This window comes from Acinetobacter sp. P8-3-8, assembly GCF_000214135.1.
Lineage (GTDB): Bacteria > Pseudomonadota > Gammaproteobacteria > Pseudomonadales > Moraxellaceae > Acinetobacter.
Map to the genome: position 1 here is coordinate 1 of NZ_AFIE01000030.1, position 16,238 is coordinate 16,238.

Below are 16,238 nucleotides of genomic sequence, written 5' to 3' on the forward strand. Positions count from 1 at the left end.
CAGTGATTCAATTAAGGCTGCGATCAAGAAAGATCAGCAACGAGGCGGATTGCTTGCTGGCAACAAGTTTTCAGAAGGTGGCTTCACAAAAGATACGCGACCAATTATTTCAATAAATATTGAATGGCCGAAGTTATGAGCAATCAAAAATTCACATGGTGCAACGACCTAGATGGCAACTCCCAAACCTCAAGCTTTAAAGTCCTTCAATCCAGTTTTGGTGATGGATATACACAGCGAACGAGTGTAGGGATTAACAATCGGTCATCCACATGGGCATTCAAAAAAACTGGCAAGAAGGCTTTGATACAAGAGATCAAAGCCTTTTTTGATGCACATAAGGGTGCTGATTCATTTTTATGGGATTCGCCGCTAGATGGTGAAGTTCGAGTGGTGGCAGGGGATTACACCCCAGTCAGTTTAGGCGGGGGTGTCTGGTCCATCTCCACTACATTCACCCAAGACTTTAAACCTTGATTTAAATCAAATTCACGCCCCACATGCTGGGGCTTTTTTGTGAGAAAAATATGACAATTCAAACAGTAAATTTAGGTACTGCGCCGAGTGGTGCTGGTGGTGATACGTTTCGTTCAACTGGCGCAAAAATGAATGAAAACTTTACCAATAATAGTCATGCTGCGAGTCGATTGGTTGGTACAGCTACTGGAAATGTGATGGAGGTTGGGGCGTTTGGGTTAGGGGGAGCGATGGTTTCAATGCTGATGCCAAATGATTCACAATATATGGGCTCTGGTAATTACTATTATGATGTCAACACTCAATCTGACTCGACTTGGAGACAAGTAGAAACAAATGTATTTGTTATGCGAAATTCATTTGCTGGTGGGCGTTCAGGATTTGAAATTGGTTGTCTGCCGTATTCTAATAAATTCTACTTGAGAGGTTGTTTACTAAGCTTAGAATGGCGCACCCCTGTTCTGATTCGGCATTCAGGCAATACTTCAGTTGATTCAAACGGTTTTATCAAAGCCGCTTCACCTATTATTAAACTCCTTGCTAACAAAATAGAGTCCAATGAGGAAGCATTAGAACAAGAACCAATTTTTGAAAAAGTGGATGTTGGTCACTACCTGTTAAAAAATACAGAAGGTTTTTCAGATGATGGCTGGTATATCGAGATGCCCAAGGATGCCAATGGTAATGTGCTTGTTGCGGTGCAGTATCAACAAATTGAAGACAATACGATTGAAGTTAAAACCTTTGTTAAAAAGTTTGATGAAGAAACAGGTGATATTGTTCCAAACCTTGAAAAACCTCGTGATATTCCTGCTGGGCGTTGGATCGACATTCGATTAAAAGCATTACCGCAACCTGAGATTGAAATCACAAATACACCTGCTGATTTTCAACCAACAAACTTGGCTCAAGCTGTAGCGGAGGCATTGAAAAATGACGCTGAACAGTGATTATCAAAAACTCTATGTTGATGGGTTAATCACATTATTTGAATTAGATGCCAGCGCTTTAGGTGCTGGCGTTTTGCGTTTCCATGGACATATTTCATATGAAGACTGGGAAAAGATTTATAGCTCAATCGGTTCAAATGGCTTGATTGGTTCAGATACTGGCTCAATTGGTAAACTATATGATGTTGGTGATGAAAAGGTTTGGCACCGCAACATTATATTTAATGGTCAGACTTTTGAACCTATGGCATTACAAGTTGATGGTTTGGAAATGCGTAGTGATGGTAAGGCGTCATCTCCAACTTTAAGCATGGCCAATTACATTAATGGTATCCAAGGTGCTGTATCTGCATATTGTTATCGCTTTAAAGATTTTGCAGGTGCCAAACTTAAAGTGATTCGCACTTTAGCCAAGTATATTGATGCTGAAAACTTTACTGAAGGCAATCCATCTGCCAATCCAAATGAATCAAAAATACAGCATTGGTTCATTGAACAAAAAACTTCTGAAAATTCCACTCAAGTGACATTTGAACTTTCAAATCCTATTGATTTTGAGGGTTTAAAAATTCCTGTTCGAAACATCACTGGATATTGTGATTGGGCTATGCGTGGCAATTATCGTGGAGAATCTTGTAAATATACTGGAATGAAATACTTCACTGACAAGGATGAGCCTACAGATGATCCAAGTCAGGACAGATGTGTTGGTCGATTTGGTTCATGCCGATTACGAGATAATGAAGCAAATTTTGGTGGGTTTCCATCCTCAAATATGTTTGGGTGATCTATGAAAATCAAAGCAAAGCTAAAAAAACAAATTGTCACTGCTGCTATGGAAGCCTATCCACATGAAATGTGTGGAGTTGTTCAGAATGGAGAATTTATTCGGCTTCCTAATATTTCAAAAGATGCAAAAAATCATTTTGAGATTGATCATCAAGCCCTGGTTGAAATTGAAGATCATGGTGAAATTGAGGCCTATGTGCATAGCCATCCTGATGGTACAGCAGTTGCTTCACCATTAGATAAGCATCAAATAGAACTTCACGGAAAACCTTGGATTATCTGTGCTTATCCTGATACGGATATCCAGATGTTTCGCCCAACTGGCTATAAGGCCCCTTTGATTGGTCGTCATTATTTCCATGGTTGGCAAGATTGTTATGCTTTAGTCCGTGATTTTTATTTACGTGAACTTGACATAAAGCTTGATGATTTTGAGCGTGATGATGAGTGGTGGGAATCAAAAGAACATGCTTCTTTGTATGTAGATAATTATGAAAAAGCAGGCTTTTATGAAGTTTACGAACCCCAGTATGGTGACATGATCATTTGTAAGGTTGGACGCACTGAGCATCCTAATCATGCTGTTTTATGGCTTGGTGATCAAGCGATATTGAAATCTGAAAATGCTCAACCATGTACAGGTTCCACTTTGATTCTACATCATCCGTATAACCGGGAATCAGAGCGCACTGTATATGGACCAAATTGGGTAGAACGCACAGTTAAAATATTGAGGCATAAAGATGTACAAAACAATTCGATTTCACGGAGTGCTTAGAGAACGGTTTGGCAAAGAATGGTGCTTAGAAGTTAATTCAGTAAAAGAAGCAATGCGATTACTTTCAGCTCAAATACAAGGTCTAGAACATTTCATGCTGAATGCACATAAGCAAGGGTTACGTTTTGCTGTATTCACAGACAAGCGTAAAACTATTTCTGAAAAAGAAGTGGATATGCAGACTGGATCTGAATTAATTAGAATTATGCCGATTGTTGAGGGTGCAGGCGGTGATGGTGGATTGCTTCAGACTGTTTTAGGCGCTGTTATGATTGTTGTAGGTGTTGTTGTCACAGGTATGTCTTTTGGTGCTGCTTCTCCAATTGGTGCAGGTTTAATTGGTGCTGGTGTGGGCATGATGATTGGTGGTATTGCCTCAATGCTAATGCCAAAAGCCCAAACCGATGAAGCCAATAGTGATGGAAATAAAGCCAATAAAGGTTTTGGTGGTGCAGTCACCACTGTTGGTCAAGGCAATCCAGTCTCCATTTTATACGGCCAAAGAGAGATTGGCGGTTTTATTATTTCCGCTGGCCAGTACCCCGAAGATCAACTGTAATTATGTTTATTTCCTGGCGCATTATGCGCCTTTTTTATTGCCTGAGATAAAGTATGAATGCAAATATTAAAGGAGCTAAGGCAGGCTCAAGCAAATCTAGAACGCCTGTTGTAGCCTCTGATTCAGCTCAAAGTATTGTTTATTACAAAATCTTAATGGGTATGACTGAAGGAGAAATTGAAGGCTTGGCCAATGGCTGGAAATCAGTTTATCTTGATGACACACCCATTTTAGATGCTTCAGGCAATAGTAACTTTGAATCTGTTACTCGTGATTTTCGCACAGGGACCAATGACCAAGATTACATAGAAGGCTTTGTTGAAACATCAAATATTAATGATGTTAATGTAGAACTTACCACTCAATGGGTGAGATCCATTTCAAATACCAGTATTGATGCTATTCGTGTGCTTTTACGTTTTGGTGCATTAAGAACCACTAATCCAAAAAATGGTGATGTGACTGGTGTATTGATTAAATATGCGATTGATATCAGTACAGATGGTGCAGCTTATGTTGAAATGATCAATACAGCAATCGATGACAAGACTTCTGATGCCTATGTACGACCACACCGTATTGATCTGCCAAAAGCCCAAACAGGTTGGAATATTCGTGTTCGACGTTTAACGCCACCAGCGAATAGTGACTACATTACCGACAAGATGTATATCGACTCATACTCTGAAGTTATTGATGCAAAATTAAGCTATCCAAATACAGCACTGCTATCTTTACAGTATGATGCTCAAACTTTTTCTAATGCTGCAAAGGTAGCAGTTGAAGCAAAGGGGATTAAGGTACGTGTACCAACAAATTACAATCCTGAAACGAGGCAATATACAGGTATTTGGAATGGTTCATTTAAACGTGCTTATTCTAATAATCCGGCATGGATTTACTATGATCTTTGTACCGCCAAAAGATATGGCTTAGGTGAAAGAATCACTGATGCAATGTTGGATAAAGCCAGCCTGTATCGTTTAGCACAGTATTGTGATGGCATGGTTTCAGATGGTGAAGGGGGATTAGAGCCACGTTTCACCTGCAATATTTATATTCAATCTGCTGAAGATGCTTATTCAATTCTTACAAAATTATCAGGCTTATTTCGAGCTATTTCATATTGGGATGGTGATTCAATTATTTGTGAGGCTGATGCCCCAGATGATGTTTATTATGCTTATACCAATGCCAATGTAATTGATGGGCGTTTTGAATATTCAGGCACACGTAATCGAGATCGCCATAATGTTGCGAAAGTTGCATGGGATGATCCTAAGAACCGCTACAAAACTGATTATGAGATAGTGCGAGATGAACGTGCGATTGCTGAAGCGAAAGCCGTTCGAATTGTAGATGTTGATGCATGGGGCTGTACGAGTCGTGGTCAGGCGCAACGTGCTGGATTGTGGGCTTTACGTTCAGAGCAAAATGAAACCCAAACAGTCACGTTTAAGCCAGGTCTAGAAGGTCAAATCTCGCCACCAGGTAAAATTATTTCTGTGGCTGATAATGATTTTGCTGGTCGTTTTGTTGGTGGTCGTATCAAAGCTATTTCAGCAGATCGCAAAACCATCACTCTGGATCGTGATGTTTTGGCTCAACCAAATGACACTATTTATATTAATAGTGAATCTGGTCAGTCAGTTCAACGTCAATTGGCTTCAATTAATGGTCAAGTTGTTACAGTTACACAAGCTTTTAATGTAGGGGAGATCGCTGCACAAAATGCATGGAATATTGATTCAACGGATTTAAAAACACGTAAATTTAGAGTTGTTTCACTGACTCAAGATGATGAACACCAATTTACCATTACTGCTGTTGAATACAATGCTGCTAAATATGATGCCATTGATAATGGTGCATTTATTGATGATGTGCCAACAACAATCATTAATCCTGTTGTACAAGCGCCAGCAACGAATGTGCAAATTGAATCCTATGATTCAGTACAACAAGGTATCAATGTTGCGACCATGATCATTAAATGGGTCAAGGCAGAGTATGCAGTTAAATACTTAGTTGAATGGCGCAAAGATAATAATTCTTGGATCAAGATGCCGACCACTGGTGCAACCTCCGTTGAAATACCTGGCATTTATGCAGGTAATTATCAGGCGCGTGTAACGGCTATTTCTGCTTTCGATATTACCTCTTTACCAGCAAGTTCCGTTCTTACTGCACTTCAAGGCAAGCAAGGAAAACCGCCAAAACTCGCCAATATACATGCTGAAGGTATTTTATTTGGGATGAAATTAACCTGGTTATTTCCTGCAGTAGGCGCTTTAGATACGGCTTATACTGAAATTGAAGTCAGTCCAGATGGCGTATCTAACATAGGTCAGTTGGGTTTATTTGCTTATCCAACAACAGTACATACCATCCAAGGCATGCAACCGAATCTGACACAGTTTTACCGTGGACGATTGATTGATCGCATTGGCAACGTTGGAGATTGGTCAAATTGGGTTAGTGGTACAACATCTGCAGATGCGTCTGCAGTACTTGATATTTTAAATGGCAAAATTACTGAAAGTCAGTTACATCAAGACTTACAGACCAAGATTGACCATATTGAAACCATTGATGCTGAAATAGGGCCGATCAAACAGGATATTCAGAATACCAAGGCACAGATTGCACAAGAAATTGTTGATCGTCAGTATGCGATTCAGCAGGCAGAAGATGGACTATCACAGCAAATTATTGAAGGTGATAATGATGTGCTTACTGTTGTTGAGACGGTTAAACAGTCGAGTGAACAAGGTATTGCAGCAGTTCAAACCAACATTGATGTGGTTGCAAATAATCTATCCACCACTGCAACAAAATTGGATGGCGTTTACGCCCAAGTCAATCCAAAGCTGATCGGCTCTACATCAGATTTAATCGGCTCAGAAGAAGGCTTTGCAGGTACTTGGTCACTACAATCAGCCATGATTGAAGGTGATTTGGTATTAAGCAAACGTATTGATACTACTGTTGCACAAGTCAATGATGTACAGGCTTTTGCACAACAAGAAGTAACGGCTCGTATTGAAGGTGATAAAGCCACAGTCCAAAAGATTGACACTTATATCGCCCAAAATGATTCAGCATTAGCGACAGTACGCAATTCAGCACAAATTGCAGTTGAGAAATCAAATGCAAATGCAGTGCTAATCGATGCTTTAGATTTAGAGCTTGATGGTAAAGCAAGTACTGGTGCTTTAAATCAGGTCAAGTCGGATTTAACGACAGCTGATAATAAGATCGCTGCACAAACAATCCGAGTTGATGGGATTTATGCGCAAGTCAATCCTAAGCTAATAGGCTCTGAATCTGATTTGATTGGTTCTGAATCAGGTTATGCAGGTGTGTGGTCTGAACAGTCAGCGCGGATTGAGGGAGATTTATCACAAGCGATTCGTACTGATCAAGTCATTACTCAAATGAATCAGAATGATGCTTTATATCAACAACAGATTAAAGCAAATGCCGATGCAGTTTCAGCCAACGTCACTGCTACGACAACTTTGCAAACCAAGGTTGGGCAAAATACCGCAAGCATTCAAACGCAACAGCAATCGATTAACGGTATCAATCTTCAATATACGTTGAAGTTGCAATCAGGAAATTTGATCAGCGGTATTGGAATGATGAACGATGGTAAGACATCGGACATCATTTTTAATTCAAGTTCTGTGGCATTTGGTTCTGATAATTCAGGTGTTGTAACGTATCCGATTGTGTTTAGAAATGTCGATTATTATGACCCAGTGACAGGTGCAATCTTTCCTGCTGGTGCGTATATCAAGTCAGGTTTCTTTGATTATCAATCTGTCAAAACTTCGCATATTGAAGACCTGGCTGTTAAGACCGCCAAAATTGGCAACCTAGCTGTAACATCAGGAAAAATTGATAATTTAGCGGTGACGACGCTAAAAATTCAAGATGAAGCGGTGAGTGTGCCAGTTGGTGCAAAGTTTGCAGATTTGAGTATGAATACTGCAACGATTCGAACAAATATGACCACTCCACTTCCAACAGATTCGGAAGCACAATTTCAAGCTTGGGAGAGTGCAATAGGCGAGTTAGGTTCAATCACAATGACGCGTAATGGGGGGAAAGCTTCAATTAGCGCAACACTTACGGTGATTAATTTAACAACAACCAATATTGCTTTAGCGGTAACAAATAGCAGTGGGACTGTTTCAGAAGCTGAGCGACGTTATGTAAGGATGGCTTTAAGCGTTTATAGAAATGGTACCTTGGTTGGCCGTTCATACCTTGCACCGACATCAGTCCTAGGTAACTCAGGGGTGGATGTATCGGGAACATTGTCAGTTGTATCCTTAGTTGAAAATAGTTTTGTTGGTACAGCGGTATATACAATGAAGGTTGGTCTTGCATATATGGGAAGCTTAACAAATGTGCAGATCGGAGTTGGTGGTGATACACAAATTAAATTTGTAGGTCGATGTATTTCAGTAATTGAGTTGAAAAAATGACAGCAATTATTTCAAAACATGGTGAATTGCTGAAGATTATTTCAGCAAATGCAGAAACAGTTGTTTTAAACACCCCGAAAGATGGGTTTGCGGTTGATGACCCACCAAGCTCAAATATGTTTTATCAGGATGGGTGGGTAGAGATTCCTGCTCAGCCATCACCATTCCACACATTCGACTACAACACAAAACAATGGATTGACCCACGCTCACTCGATGAAACCAAAGCGCAGAAATGGGCTGAGATTAAATCACAGCGCGATCAAATAGAGTTTGATGGCTTTGAGTTTGAGGGCAATATTTATGACTCAAACCAAGTGTCGCAAGGTCGAATCTTAGGAGCAGCGTCAACAGGTGTAGATCAGACATGGACTCTAGCTGATAACACAACTGTTAATTTAACAGCATCACAGTTACAGCAACTCTATGTGGCATTGCAAGCACATATTGCAGGCGTTCACGAACGCGGGCGCATTGCAAGACAATTAATATTTGATGCGGAAACAAAAGAGCAGGTCGAATCAATCCAACTATAGCACCTTCGGGTGCTTTTTTATTACCAAAAATTAAGGGGAAATACCTTGAACGATCCGATTTCAATCAAAGGCTTACCATGGCTTTTTAAAATTATAGCTGCGGTGATCGGGGCTATTTTTGCCCTGACATTAAGCGGGGACATTGATACACAAGGGCGTATCAAAATCACAATGGGTGTGATTATGAAATTCACATTCAGTGTGGCCATAAGTTTATATGGTGGTTCAGCCTTCATTGAATACTACGATCTTGGGCATTATTCACATATGTCGCAGGGTTTCGTCATGCTTGTGTTTGCCATCTTCGGGATGCTTTGTATTGGTATCGCCTACCAGTCAGTGCAGCTTATGAAAGGTAAATCCTTCATGGAAATTATCACAGAAGTTAAAGAAGCCTTTGGAGCAATATTCAGATGAAAATAAGCACAAACGGAATCAACATGATTTGTGGCTTTGAAAGCCTTAGACTCAAAGCCTATGACGACGGTGTGGGTGTATGGACCATCGGCTACGGTACCACGGTGATTGATGGTACCAAAGTCAAGAAAGGTGACACTTGCACACTTGAGCAAGCCAGGTCATACATGGCTAATGATTTAAAGAAATTTGAATCTGCTGTGAATCAAGTCAAGGTACCACTTAATCAAAACCAGTATGACGCTTTGGTTTCACTGGCCTATAACATTGGAGTAGGTGCATTCTTAAGTTCGACTTTGTTTAAAAAGCTAAATGCCAAAGACTACAAAGGGGCGGCTGAACAATTTGATCGATGGAATCGGGCAGGCGGTAAAGTAATGCGAGGGCTTACAAATCGTCGTGCGAAAGAGCGGAAATTGTTTGAGAAAGCCCTCGGATGAGGGCTTTCTATTTACATTCTTTTTGTTGTGATACAATCACTTTAACAAAAGACAGGAAGCATAGACACTTTTAATTTTCACGGTAGTTAATACGGTATATTTAAAATTCAATAAAAATATATTAAATAAAAACAATAGCTTATTCTTTATTTCTTGTGTCCGCTGGGCGTACCAATTTATCTAATATAATTAATGATTTATGTTTTTTCGATATATTTTTATTATAACTAGTTTCTAATTATGATCATTTAATTCTTAATTTTTGCCCTATCTTATTGTTTATCTTTTTCATCATTTAAAAACTTAAACATCGTGAAGATTTAAATGTGAAAATTTTAAATCATTAGGCTTGGCTTAAATTGTTTTTAACATAGAAAAAATTTAAGCCAAGCCTATTTAATCAAGTCTAGTTAAAATATATGAGTAAAGACAGTTTATTCAAATGATTCAAAAAGCATAATTTTCAAAAACGTAACGATAATATTCACAATTTTTATTATGCTTTGTTTTTCTGTGCTTTCAGCATTTTTTTATGTTGATACATTTTTTTATCCGCTTCATGCATTGCAGTAAGAAGTCCATAACTTGGATTACGTACAGCAATGCCAATTGCCGCACTGATATTTGCTTCTTCAAATGCTTGAAGAATTCTATTTGCTAAGCCTGTTGCATTAATCAAGTTATTTTCAATGCTTAAAACAGCGAACTCATCACCACCTAAACGAGCGACAATATCATTGCTACGAACACATTTTGATAAAGTAGAAGCTGTTTTTTGAATAAGTTTATCTCCAGCAATGTGCCCTGAATTATCATTGATAGACTTTAAATCATTGAGGTCAATCATAATAATAGCAGCAGGATGCCCATAAAATTTACAGCGGTCTTCTTCTAAAGTGAGTAATTTGTCCCAACCTCTACGATTGAATAATCCTGTCATGGAATCGGTTAGTGCTTCTTCTTTGAAACGCTCACTTTGTCGTATATGTTCAATTTCCCGTAATTCACCTTGCAAAATATAGCTTAACATTTGACCGAGTAAGTTTATTAAGCCTTCTTCTTGTACTAATTCTTCTGGTTGGGGTTGAGGATCAATCGCACAAAGCGTGCCAAACAAAGAACCATCCTCTTTTATGAGTGGTTGACCAATATATGCTTTAATATCTGCCAATTTATTGACTGCCGCATTCGCATATTCGGGAATATCTTGTGATCTAGGCGCAATTCTTGGGGCTTTTCCTTGAACCATTTGTGAGCATAAAGTATCTGACCATGGAAATACTTGACCTGGTTTTATATTGTAACCCTGATCTTTCGTTTGAAGTATTATCCAGTCATCACCTTCAGTACGAGTGATCATCCATAATCTAAAACCAAATCGTTGATTTAAAAACGTCAGAACAGCACAACATGCTTCTTCAAAGTTTTTAAATTTAGTATCGTTCATTCAGTTGGCCTGCCACTCATTGATGTTTTCTTTATATAGAGACAAATTTAAAACCACGTTGATTATAACTAGTGTAATAAAAGACTTTTGAACCATTTTTAATGGTTAATTTTGTAAATAATATCAATTTATATGGGAAATATAAAACACTTTTAAACTAACTGAAAGTGGATTTAGTGCGATTTTATAAAATAATTTCTATTTAAAAATAATATTTTAGATTAACTAAAATAACATTCGTTAAAAATATAGAGCTATATAAATGTAAAGTGAGCTTAATTGCATATTTGATCATTGTGAGATTTTCATTATTTTTCAATAGTGCAAATTTTAAATTGGCTTTATTCTAAATAAGCCTTGAAAATAATGGTGATGCATAAGCCATTGTTTACTTATAGGTATGAACTGTATTCCTAGTTTTGTTTTTCGAATAGCTTTGTCCTGTCGTAGGAAAGTCTGATGTAATATATATTGATTAATTTTATTTAATAATTATGGTTTTAATAAACTTTTCTAATCTCATTATTAAATTATATTAAATAAAAAATGTTTAATGGTGATTTGAAAAGAGAAATTCTAAAGAGATTATGTAACAGAAATACGTATTTGACGATGACCATTTAATCTTGATGCACAGTTTTTTTATAAAGCGCAAAGTGTGGGGTAAAAGTTATATGGGTATTTTAAAATTAGGTTAAGCACTTTGTTTGAAGAAGATACAAGCAGTATTTAAGTATAGATTAAAATAAAAGCAGATTTTAAATGATTGATTATAAAATAGCTTACTGATAGATTGATCTTTTAATACTCTAATTTTTTTGGGGGTACTATGCTAATTCAAATTGCCAATACCGTAATTAATACCGATCAAATTCGTTTAATTGAAGTTGATGAAAATGGAGAGTTTGTACGAATTTTTTTAGGTGATGACTTAGTGAGAAGGTTTGAATTTCCCAACCATGATAGTCAAGCAAGATTTTTAAATAAAATTGGATTAAAAGAGTTCTTTACTTAAGTCCCAAAACATTTAAACCCGCTCTCTGCGGGTTTTTATTGGTCAAGTAGTAAATCATAAATCAAATTTTGACTGAATAATCAATTGGATGGTTTGTAAATTTTTTAAAAATAGTTTTAACTTCTGCAAGAATATCAAACAGGAAAAATCAGTATTTTATGTTTTTTTTTGACGAAGCCATAATTATCTACCGAATATAAAATTAATCAATTCTAAAATTGCTATATAAAAGTTGAATAATGTAAAAACATCTTGCGCTTAAAAATAAATCGCAATATATTAAAACTACAGTAGGTCGTTAAGACGCTACGAAGTAGTTGGACAGATCAATGACAGCTTATTGAATTTGCAACTGATGTTCAAATAAGAAATAGGCACTAGCTATCCAACATTAAAAAACTCGCAGAAATGCGAGTTTTTTCATTTGTAAGCGCTAAGTAATTTAATTAATCCAATAAATGTAAATTAGATCAAACTTATGCAATCTTTTAATATCAATTTAGCGCTAATTTCAGTATAGCATTAATGTAATTTAACAATGCCATAAAATCTAACATCTTCAAAAGTACATCGACGCAATAGCGTGATATAAGAAGTTATGTACGAAATGGAGGGTATAAAAATGTCTGAAATGATTACAGTGAAGGTTAAGGATCAATACAGTAATGAACTCAATGCTTTGGCGTGGTTAAATAAATTGCAAGAGCATCAAGATGAGTCTTATTCATTATTTCAACGTATTGATCATATTGTCGTAGAGGGTGAGAAAATTTTACCTAATATTGAATTGCTTTTTGAGAGTAAAAGTTCGGACAGCATTTATCGTATTATCGAAGAAGTAAACTAACGATTTTTAAACTTAAACGCGTATTCACTTAAAAGCGTATTCACTTAAAAGCGTATCGAATCGTTCAGCATTCAATACGCTTTTCATCATCAAATGCCTTTATCAAAATACTTATAACAAGTATAAAACACATCACTTTAATCATTCCTCAACAGCTAAGAACGATACAAATGCTGTAGGGAGCGATTTATTTGTTGCATGTTAAAGTTTAATTCGTCTCGCGGGATTCGAGTTTCTTGCAAAGCCGTAATCCATTGCATTTGGCACAGTTTAATTTCGCGCACAGATTGAGCTTGTTGAATTTTTAAAACCAATTGTTTTGCCATTAAACCGCAATGTAGTTTTAATAAGCCCATCATGGTTTGTTTGACTTCGTCAAAATTTAACATGTCTAAATAGACATCATTTTTTTGAATAAAATTAGTATCTTGTTTTTGTTGTTGAAGGGGGGATTCATTTATTTTCTGATGTTGAATCATTAGATTTTCTATTGATTCATGATCTATATTGGATTGCGTAGCTTTCTCATCGGCTATATCTGTTGTATGAAGATTTTTTGTATTAAGACTTTCATGTTGAACATTTTTAACGGGTTGATTTGGCTCAACGTGATTGGTTTTTTCTGTAATATATTCAACTGAATGGTTTGAGCTTTGTTGACCTGAAAAAATTAAACCCAATTGTTCTAATTGTTGAATAATTTCAGGCGTTGCTAAGCGCTGTTTCATGGCACTATTCAATATTCGAAAATCATCTGTACCAATCAGTAGTAGCAGTTGTCTTTGACGAGCATTCAGTTGAAACGAGCGCTGTTTTAAGGCTTGGACGCCTAAATGAGTTTTCACATAATGATCCATGAGCCAATCTATTTCCCCTAATAAATTGGCTTTAGGATAAAGTGTGAAAATTACACTAACGTGACTATTTTATTACAAATCAATAGCTTGTTTTGTGATTTATTTTGCATTTTCTAAAGCTTTACGCAAATAAGGATCTAAATCTTCTTGGCGTAGTAGCCACTGAATATAATCGGCAGGTAAGTCTACAATTGCTGTGCCACGATGTTTACCAAAATTAATGCTACGTGGAATGCGCGCGTCTTCTGAAGCTTCATATAACTCTTCAATTGTTTGAATTTTCAATTGATAAATAATATGCATTAAGATATTTGCCGTTAAAATAATATCTGCATCTGCACGGTGAGCACCTTTTAACATTTCTCGTGCTTTTTCACTGCCTTTGCTGATCATGTAAATCAGTGCAGAAATATTATGTGCTTCAGCATTTGGCCAAACTAAACGCGCCAATGCGAGTGTACAAATGGCTTTGATTTGAGACGTATCCACACCACATTGCTGAATTGCACGAATATCATAGTCAATATTATGCCCAATGATATAACGTGTGTCTTGAGGAAGTTGAAAGGTGGAAAAGTTAGGTTGATCTATTAAATCTGACTCTAAAATATGGTGCACTGCCATAGAGGCGTACGAAATTTTCTCATCGCCGATGCTATATAGCTGATCAAAAATAAGTTCGCGATCTAAACTCAGTTTACCGTCATTAATTTGGATAGGTGCATATGCAATTTCAATGGGCAAGCCATTTAAATTATGTGTTTCAGTATCTAATATAATTGCTTGCATGCGTTGCTCCAAAATCAGTGCAAAATAGTAAACCTGAATAACACTAGCTTTTTTGAGCTTTGAATACAATTCATAATCAATATTTCACATGATTCTGGCTGAATTGTGGTCTGTCACTTACTTATGCTATTGCATTTTGAAGTTTCAAGGTTTGATATTGTGTTTATTGTAATTGCTCTTAATTGTAAATGAAGGATGAGCAAGAACAAATAAGAAGGAAAAGTAAGATAAATTGTCAAATCATTTTTATAAAAGCATTCGAAAAGCATGAGAGCAAGCTAGCATGGTGCAGTTTTGATCTATAAGCCAAACCATTCACAATGTTCATATAGAATTAAGAAAATGTCTTTTTATTGAGTCTTATAAATCCCAATGATTCTTCAATAATTTCAATGAAAAGACTTGCCTAACAGGTTTTTTTATCGTATTGATGAATAAATATGCAAGGGCATTTTGCATACAAGATTTCTAAAAACTGTGTTTAAGGATAAGTCACATGAAAAAAAATTTACTGACGGTTTTAGTTTTAAGTTCGGGGTTGCTTCTCAGCGCATGTGATAATGGTGGAGATGGGGGTGGTGGCTCTTCATCTACATCAAATGCAGATGTCAATAACATTGCAAATCCTGTTGTAGGGACACCAACGGCTTATTCATTGACAGATTTTTCTGCAGCTGCTGCTGAAAGTGTAGTGATGACTTATAAAATGAAAGGCATCAGTGGGAGTGAGGTTCAAGCGACTGCATTGGTGTTTACTCCACGAACTGCTGCACCTGCATCAGGTTGGCCGATTGTGGTCTGGGCACATGGCACAACAGGTGTGGCTGATCAGTGTGCACCAAGCCGTAATGTGATGAATGATTATATTAAAGGTATGATCTCTAAGTTCTTAGCTGAGGGCTATGTGGTTGTTGCACCTGATTATGAAGGTTTAGGTGAACCAACAGGAACTGAATTACATCCATTCTTAAATTTAAAAAGTGAAGGCTATTCAATTACGGATGCCGTGGTTGCTACCCATAATTGGTTGGGCAATAAAGTTTCTAAGAAATGGGTAACGGTAGGGCATTCACAAGGTGGTCAAGCAGCTTTAGGAGCAGCGCAGTATGCAGCGCGTGCGAACTTAGACTATAAAGGAACAGTTGCTGTTGCACCTGCTTCACAATTAAGTTTGATTTTAAATGCAGGGCAAGCTTCTGTTGCAAATTCAACACCTGATAAACAGATTCCAGTTTATGCATCTTTAGATACATTTACAGCTTTAATTGCTGCGGGTTTACGTAATCAAAATCCAACATTGGAATATAACCAAGTCTTTAAAACACCAACAGACCAAATTGCTAAAAATGCAGAAAGTGTTTGTTACGATGTATTGGGTAACCAGTTTGCTGTTAAAATGGGGCAACATGCGGCTGTGAATGGATCGTTGAAAGATTACCCAAGAACGACCGATAGTTTTATGTCATTACCTGTTGTTAAATCATTCTTGGAAAAAGATTCACAACCTTTACAAATCCAAGTCAAAACGCCAATCGTAATTTATCAAGGTGGGGCGGATACGACCGTACCTCAAGTGGCTACAGATGCTTTATTAGGAACAGCGAAAGCACTAGGAACCCAAGTGAATTACATTACCAGTCCAACTTGGGATCATGGATCAGCTTATGCATTGAATATTGACAATATTGTCTTTGATGTCAATGAAATGATGGCTAAATAATGTTGCCCAAATGACGGTATAAATAGTCTCGTTTTGATATAGCTCATGTTTTGAAAATATGAGCTATTTTTATTTCAAACTGAGTAAAGTTCATTCTGTTTAATTACAAACTTCATGCTAC

Annotated in this window: 15 protein-coding genes; 12 read left to right on the top strand and 3 right to left on the bottom strand. The window is 37.1% G+C overall.

The annotated features are described in order from the left end of the window. The first annotated feature begins 135 nt into the window (after positions 1–135). Genes GGG_RS0112330 through GGG_RS0112370 form a run of 9 tightly spaced genes read left to right on the top strand, consistent with a single transcriptional unit; the run spans position 136 to position 9,442 of the window. The gene (locus tag GGG_RS0112330; protein ID WP_010115293.1) at positions 136–477 is read left to right on the top strand and encodes a phage tail protein; all 342 of its coding nucleotides are present in this window, start codon (positions 136–138) and stop codon (positions 475–477) included. A gap of 50 nt (positions 478–527) precedes the next feature. Further along, on the top strand, positions 528–1,427 hold the full coding sequence (locus GGG_RS19760; protein WP_010115295.1) for a hypothetical protein: 900 nt from the start codon (positions 528–530) through the stop codon (positions 1,425–1,427). Continuing rightward, positions 1,411–2,214 (top strand): phage minor tail protein L, encoded by an 804-nt coding sequence (locus GGG_RS0112340; RefSeq protein ID WP_010115296.1) that lies wholly within the window; start codon positions 1,411–1,413, stop codon positions 2,212–2,214. The genes GGG_RS19760 and GGG_RS0112340 overlap by 17 nt, the downstream gene beginning before the upstream one ends. Before the next feature lie 3 nt (positions 2,215–2,217). Beyond that, the gene (locus GGG_RS0112345) at positions 2,218–2,994 is read left to right on the top strand and encodes a C40 family peptidase (protein WP_010115297.1); all 777 of its coding nucleotides are present in this window, start codon (positions 2,218–2,220) and stop codon (positions 2,992–2,994) included. Further along, a complete protein-coding gene (locus tag GGG_RS0112350; RefSeq protein WP_029574571.1) occupies positions 2,960–3,553 on the top strand; it encodes a tail assembly protein in 594 nt (197 codons plus the stop codon). The genes GGG_RS0112345 and GGG_RS0112350 overlap by 35 nt, the downstream gene beginning before the upstream one ends. 53 nt (positions 3,554–3,606) lie before the next feature. Continuing rightward, the gene (locus GGG_RS0112355; RefSeq protein WP_010115299.1) at positions 3,607–8,049 is read left to right on the top strand and encodes a phage tail protein; all 4,443 of its coding nucleotides are present in this window, start codon (positions 3,607–3,609) and stop codon (positions 8,047–8,049) included. Next, complete coding sequence (locus GGG_RS0112360) at positions 8,046–8,585, top strand: DUF4376 domain-containing protein (RefSeq protein WP_010115301.1); 540 nt, start codon at positions 8,046–8,048, stop codon at positions 8,583–8,585. Before GGG_RS0112355 ends, GGG_RS0112360 begins: the two co-directional genes overlap by 4 nt. 45 nt (positions 8,586–8,630) lie before the next feature. Then, positions 8,631–9,002: a hypothetical protein gene (locus GGG_RS0112365; RefSeq protein ID WP_010115303.1), complete on the top strand. Its 372-nt coding sequence runs from the start codon at positions 8,631–8,633 to the stop codon at positions 9,000–9,002. Further along, entirely contained in the window at positions 8,999–9,442 is a 444-nt protein-coding gene (locus tag GGG_RS0112370) for a lysozyme (protein ID WP_010115305.1), read from the top strand. Before GGG_RS0112365 ends, GGG_RS0112370 begins: the two co-directional genes overlap by 4 nt. A 496-nt stretch (positions 9,443–9,938) precedes the next feature. Here GGG_RS0112370 and GGG_RS0112375 read toward each other — a convergent pair whose 3' ends face one another. After that, positions 9,939–10,889 (bottom strand): diguanylate cyclase, encoded by a 951-nt coding sequence (locus GGG_RS0112375; protein ID WP_010115307.1) that lies wholly within the window; start codon positions 10,887–10,889, stop codon positions 9,939–9,941. Positions 10,890–11,718: 829 nt separating this feature from the next. On the opposite strand from GGG_RS0112375, the gene GGG_RS0112380 reads away from it, so the two are divergent. After that, positions 11,719–11,904, top strand: coding sequence for a hypothetical protein (locus GGG_RS0112380; protein WP_010115309.1), 186 nt, complete (start codon positions 11,719–11,721; stop codon positions 11,902–11,904). Between the two features lie 622 nt (positions 11,905–12,526). Then, on the top strand, positions 12,527–12,751 hold the full coding sequence (locus GGG_RS0112385) for a hypothetical protein (RefSeq protein ID WP_010115311.1): 225 nt from the start codon (positions 12,527–12,529) through the stop codon (positions 12,749–12,751). Positions 12,752–12,906: 155 nt separating this feature from the next. Here the strand turns inward: GGG_RS0112385 and GGG_RS0112390 are convergent, their stop codons facing one another. After that, complete coding sequence (locus GGG_RS0112390; RefSeq protein ID WP_227500499.1) at positions 12,907–13,596, bottom strand: hypothetical protein; 690 nt, start codon at positions 13,594–13,596, stop codon at positions 12,907–12,909. A gap of 111 nt (positions 13,597–13,707) precedes the next feature. Then, on the bottom strand, positions 13,708–14,397 hold the full coding sequence (locus tag GGG_RS0112395; protein ID WP_010115316.1) for a DUF3820 family protein: 690 nt from the start codon (positions 14,395–14,397) through the stop codon (positions 13,708–13,710). Positions 14,398–14,893: 496 nt separating this feature from the next. On the opposite strand from GGG_RS0112395, the gene GGG_RS0112400 reads away from it, so the two are divergent. Continuing rightward, a complete protein-coding gene (locus GGG_RS0112400) occupies positions 14,894–16,117 on the top strand; it encodes a S9 family peptidase (RefSeq protein ID WP_010115318.1) in 1,224 nt (407 codons plus the stop codon). Positions 16,118–16,238: the final 121 nt, after the last annotated feature.

What these genes read in the sequence shown, in the direction of transcription:
- GGG_RS0112370 (WP_010115305.1), top strand. Translation starts at nt 8,999, where the DNA reads ATGAAAATAAGCACAAACGGAATCAACATGATTTGTGGCTTTGAAAGC.
- GGG_RS0112375 (WP_010115307.1), bottom strand. Translation starts at nt 10,889, where the DNA reads ATGAACGATACTAAATTTAAAAACTTTGAAGAAGCATGTTGTGCTGTT.
- GGG_RS0112345 (WP_010115297.1), top strand. Translation starts at nt 2,218, where the DNA reads ATGAAAATCAAAGCAAAGCTAAAAAAACAAATTGTCACTGCTGCTATG.
- GGG_RS0112400 (WP_010115318.1), top strand. Translation starts at nt 14,894, where the DNA reads ATGAAAAAAAATTTACTGACGGTTTTAGTTTTAAGTTCGGGGTTGCTT.
- GGG_RS0112350 (WP_029574571.1), top strand. Translation starts at nt 2,960, where the DNA reads ATGTACAAAACAATTCGATTTCACGGAGTGCTTAGAGAACGGTTTGGC.
- GGG_RS0112340 (WP_010115296.1), top strand. Translation starts at nt 1,411, where the DNA reads ATGACGCTGAACAGTGATTATCAAAAACTCTATGTTGATGGGTTAATC.
- GGG_RS0112395 (WP_010115316.1), bottom strand. Translation starts at nt 14,397, where the DNA reads ATGCAAGCAATTATATTAGATACTGAAACACATAATTTAAATGGCTTG.
- GGG_RS0112360 (WP_010115301.1), top strand. Translation starts at nt 8,046, where the DNA reads ATGACAGCAATTATTTCAAAACATGGTGAATTGCTGAAGATTATTTCA.
- GGG_RS0112355 (WP_010115299.1), top strand. Translation starts at nt 3,607, where the DNA reads ATGAATGCAAATATTAAAGGAGCTAAGGCAGGCTCAAGCAAATCTAGA.
- GGG_RS0112385 (WP_010115311.1), top strand. Translation starts at nt 12,527, where the DNA reads ATGTCTGAAATGATTACAGTGAAGGTTAAGGATCAATACAGTAATGAA.
- GGG_RS0112330 (WP_010115293.1), top strand. Translation starts at nt 136, where the DNA reads ATGAGCAATCAAAAATTCACATGGTGCAACGACCTAGATGGCAACTCC.
- GGG_RS0112380 (WP_010115309.1), top strand. Translation starts at nt 11,719, where the DNA reads ATGCTAATTCAAATTGCCAATACCGTAATTAATACCGATCAAATTCGT.
- GGG_RS19760 (WP_010115295.1), top strand. Translation starts at nt 528, where the DNA reads ATGACAATTCAAACAGTAAATTTAGGTACTGCGCCGAGTGGTGCTGGT.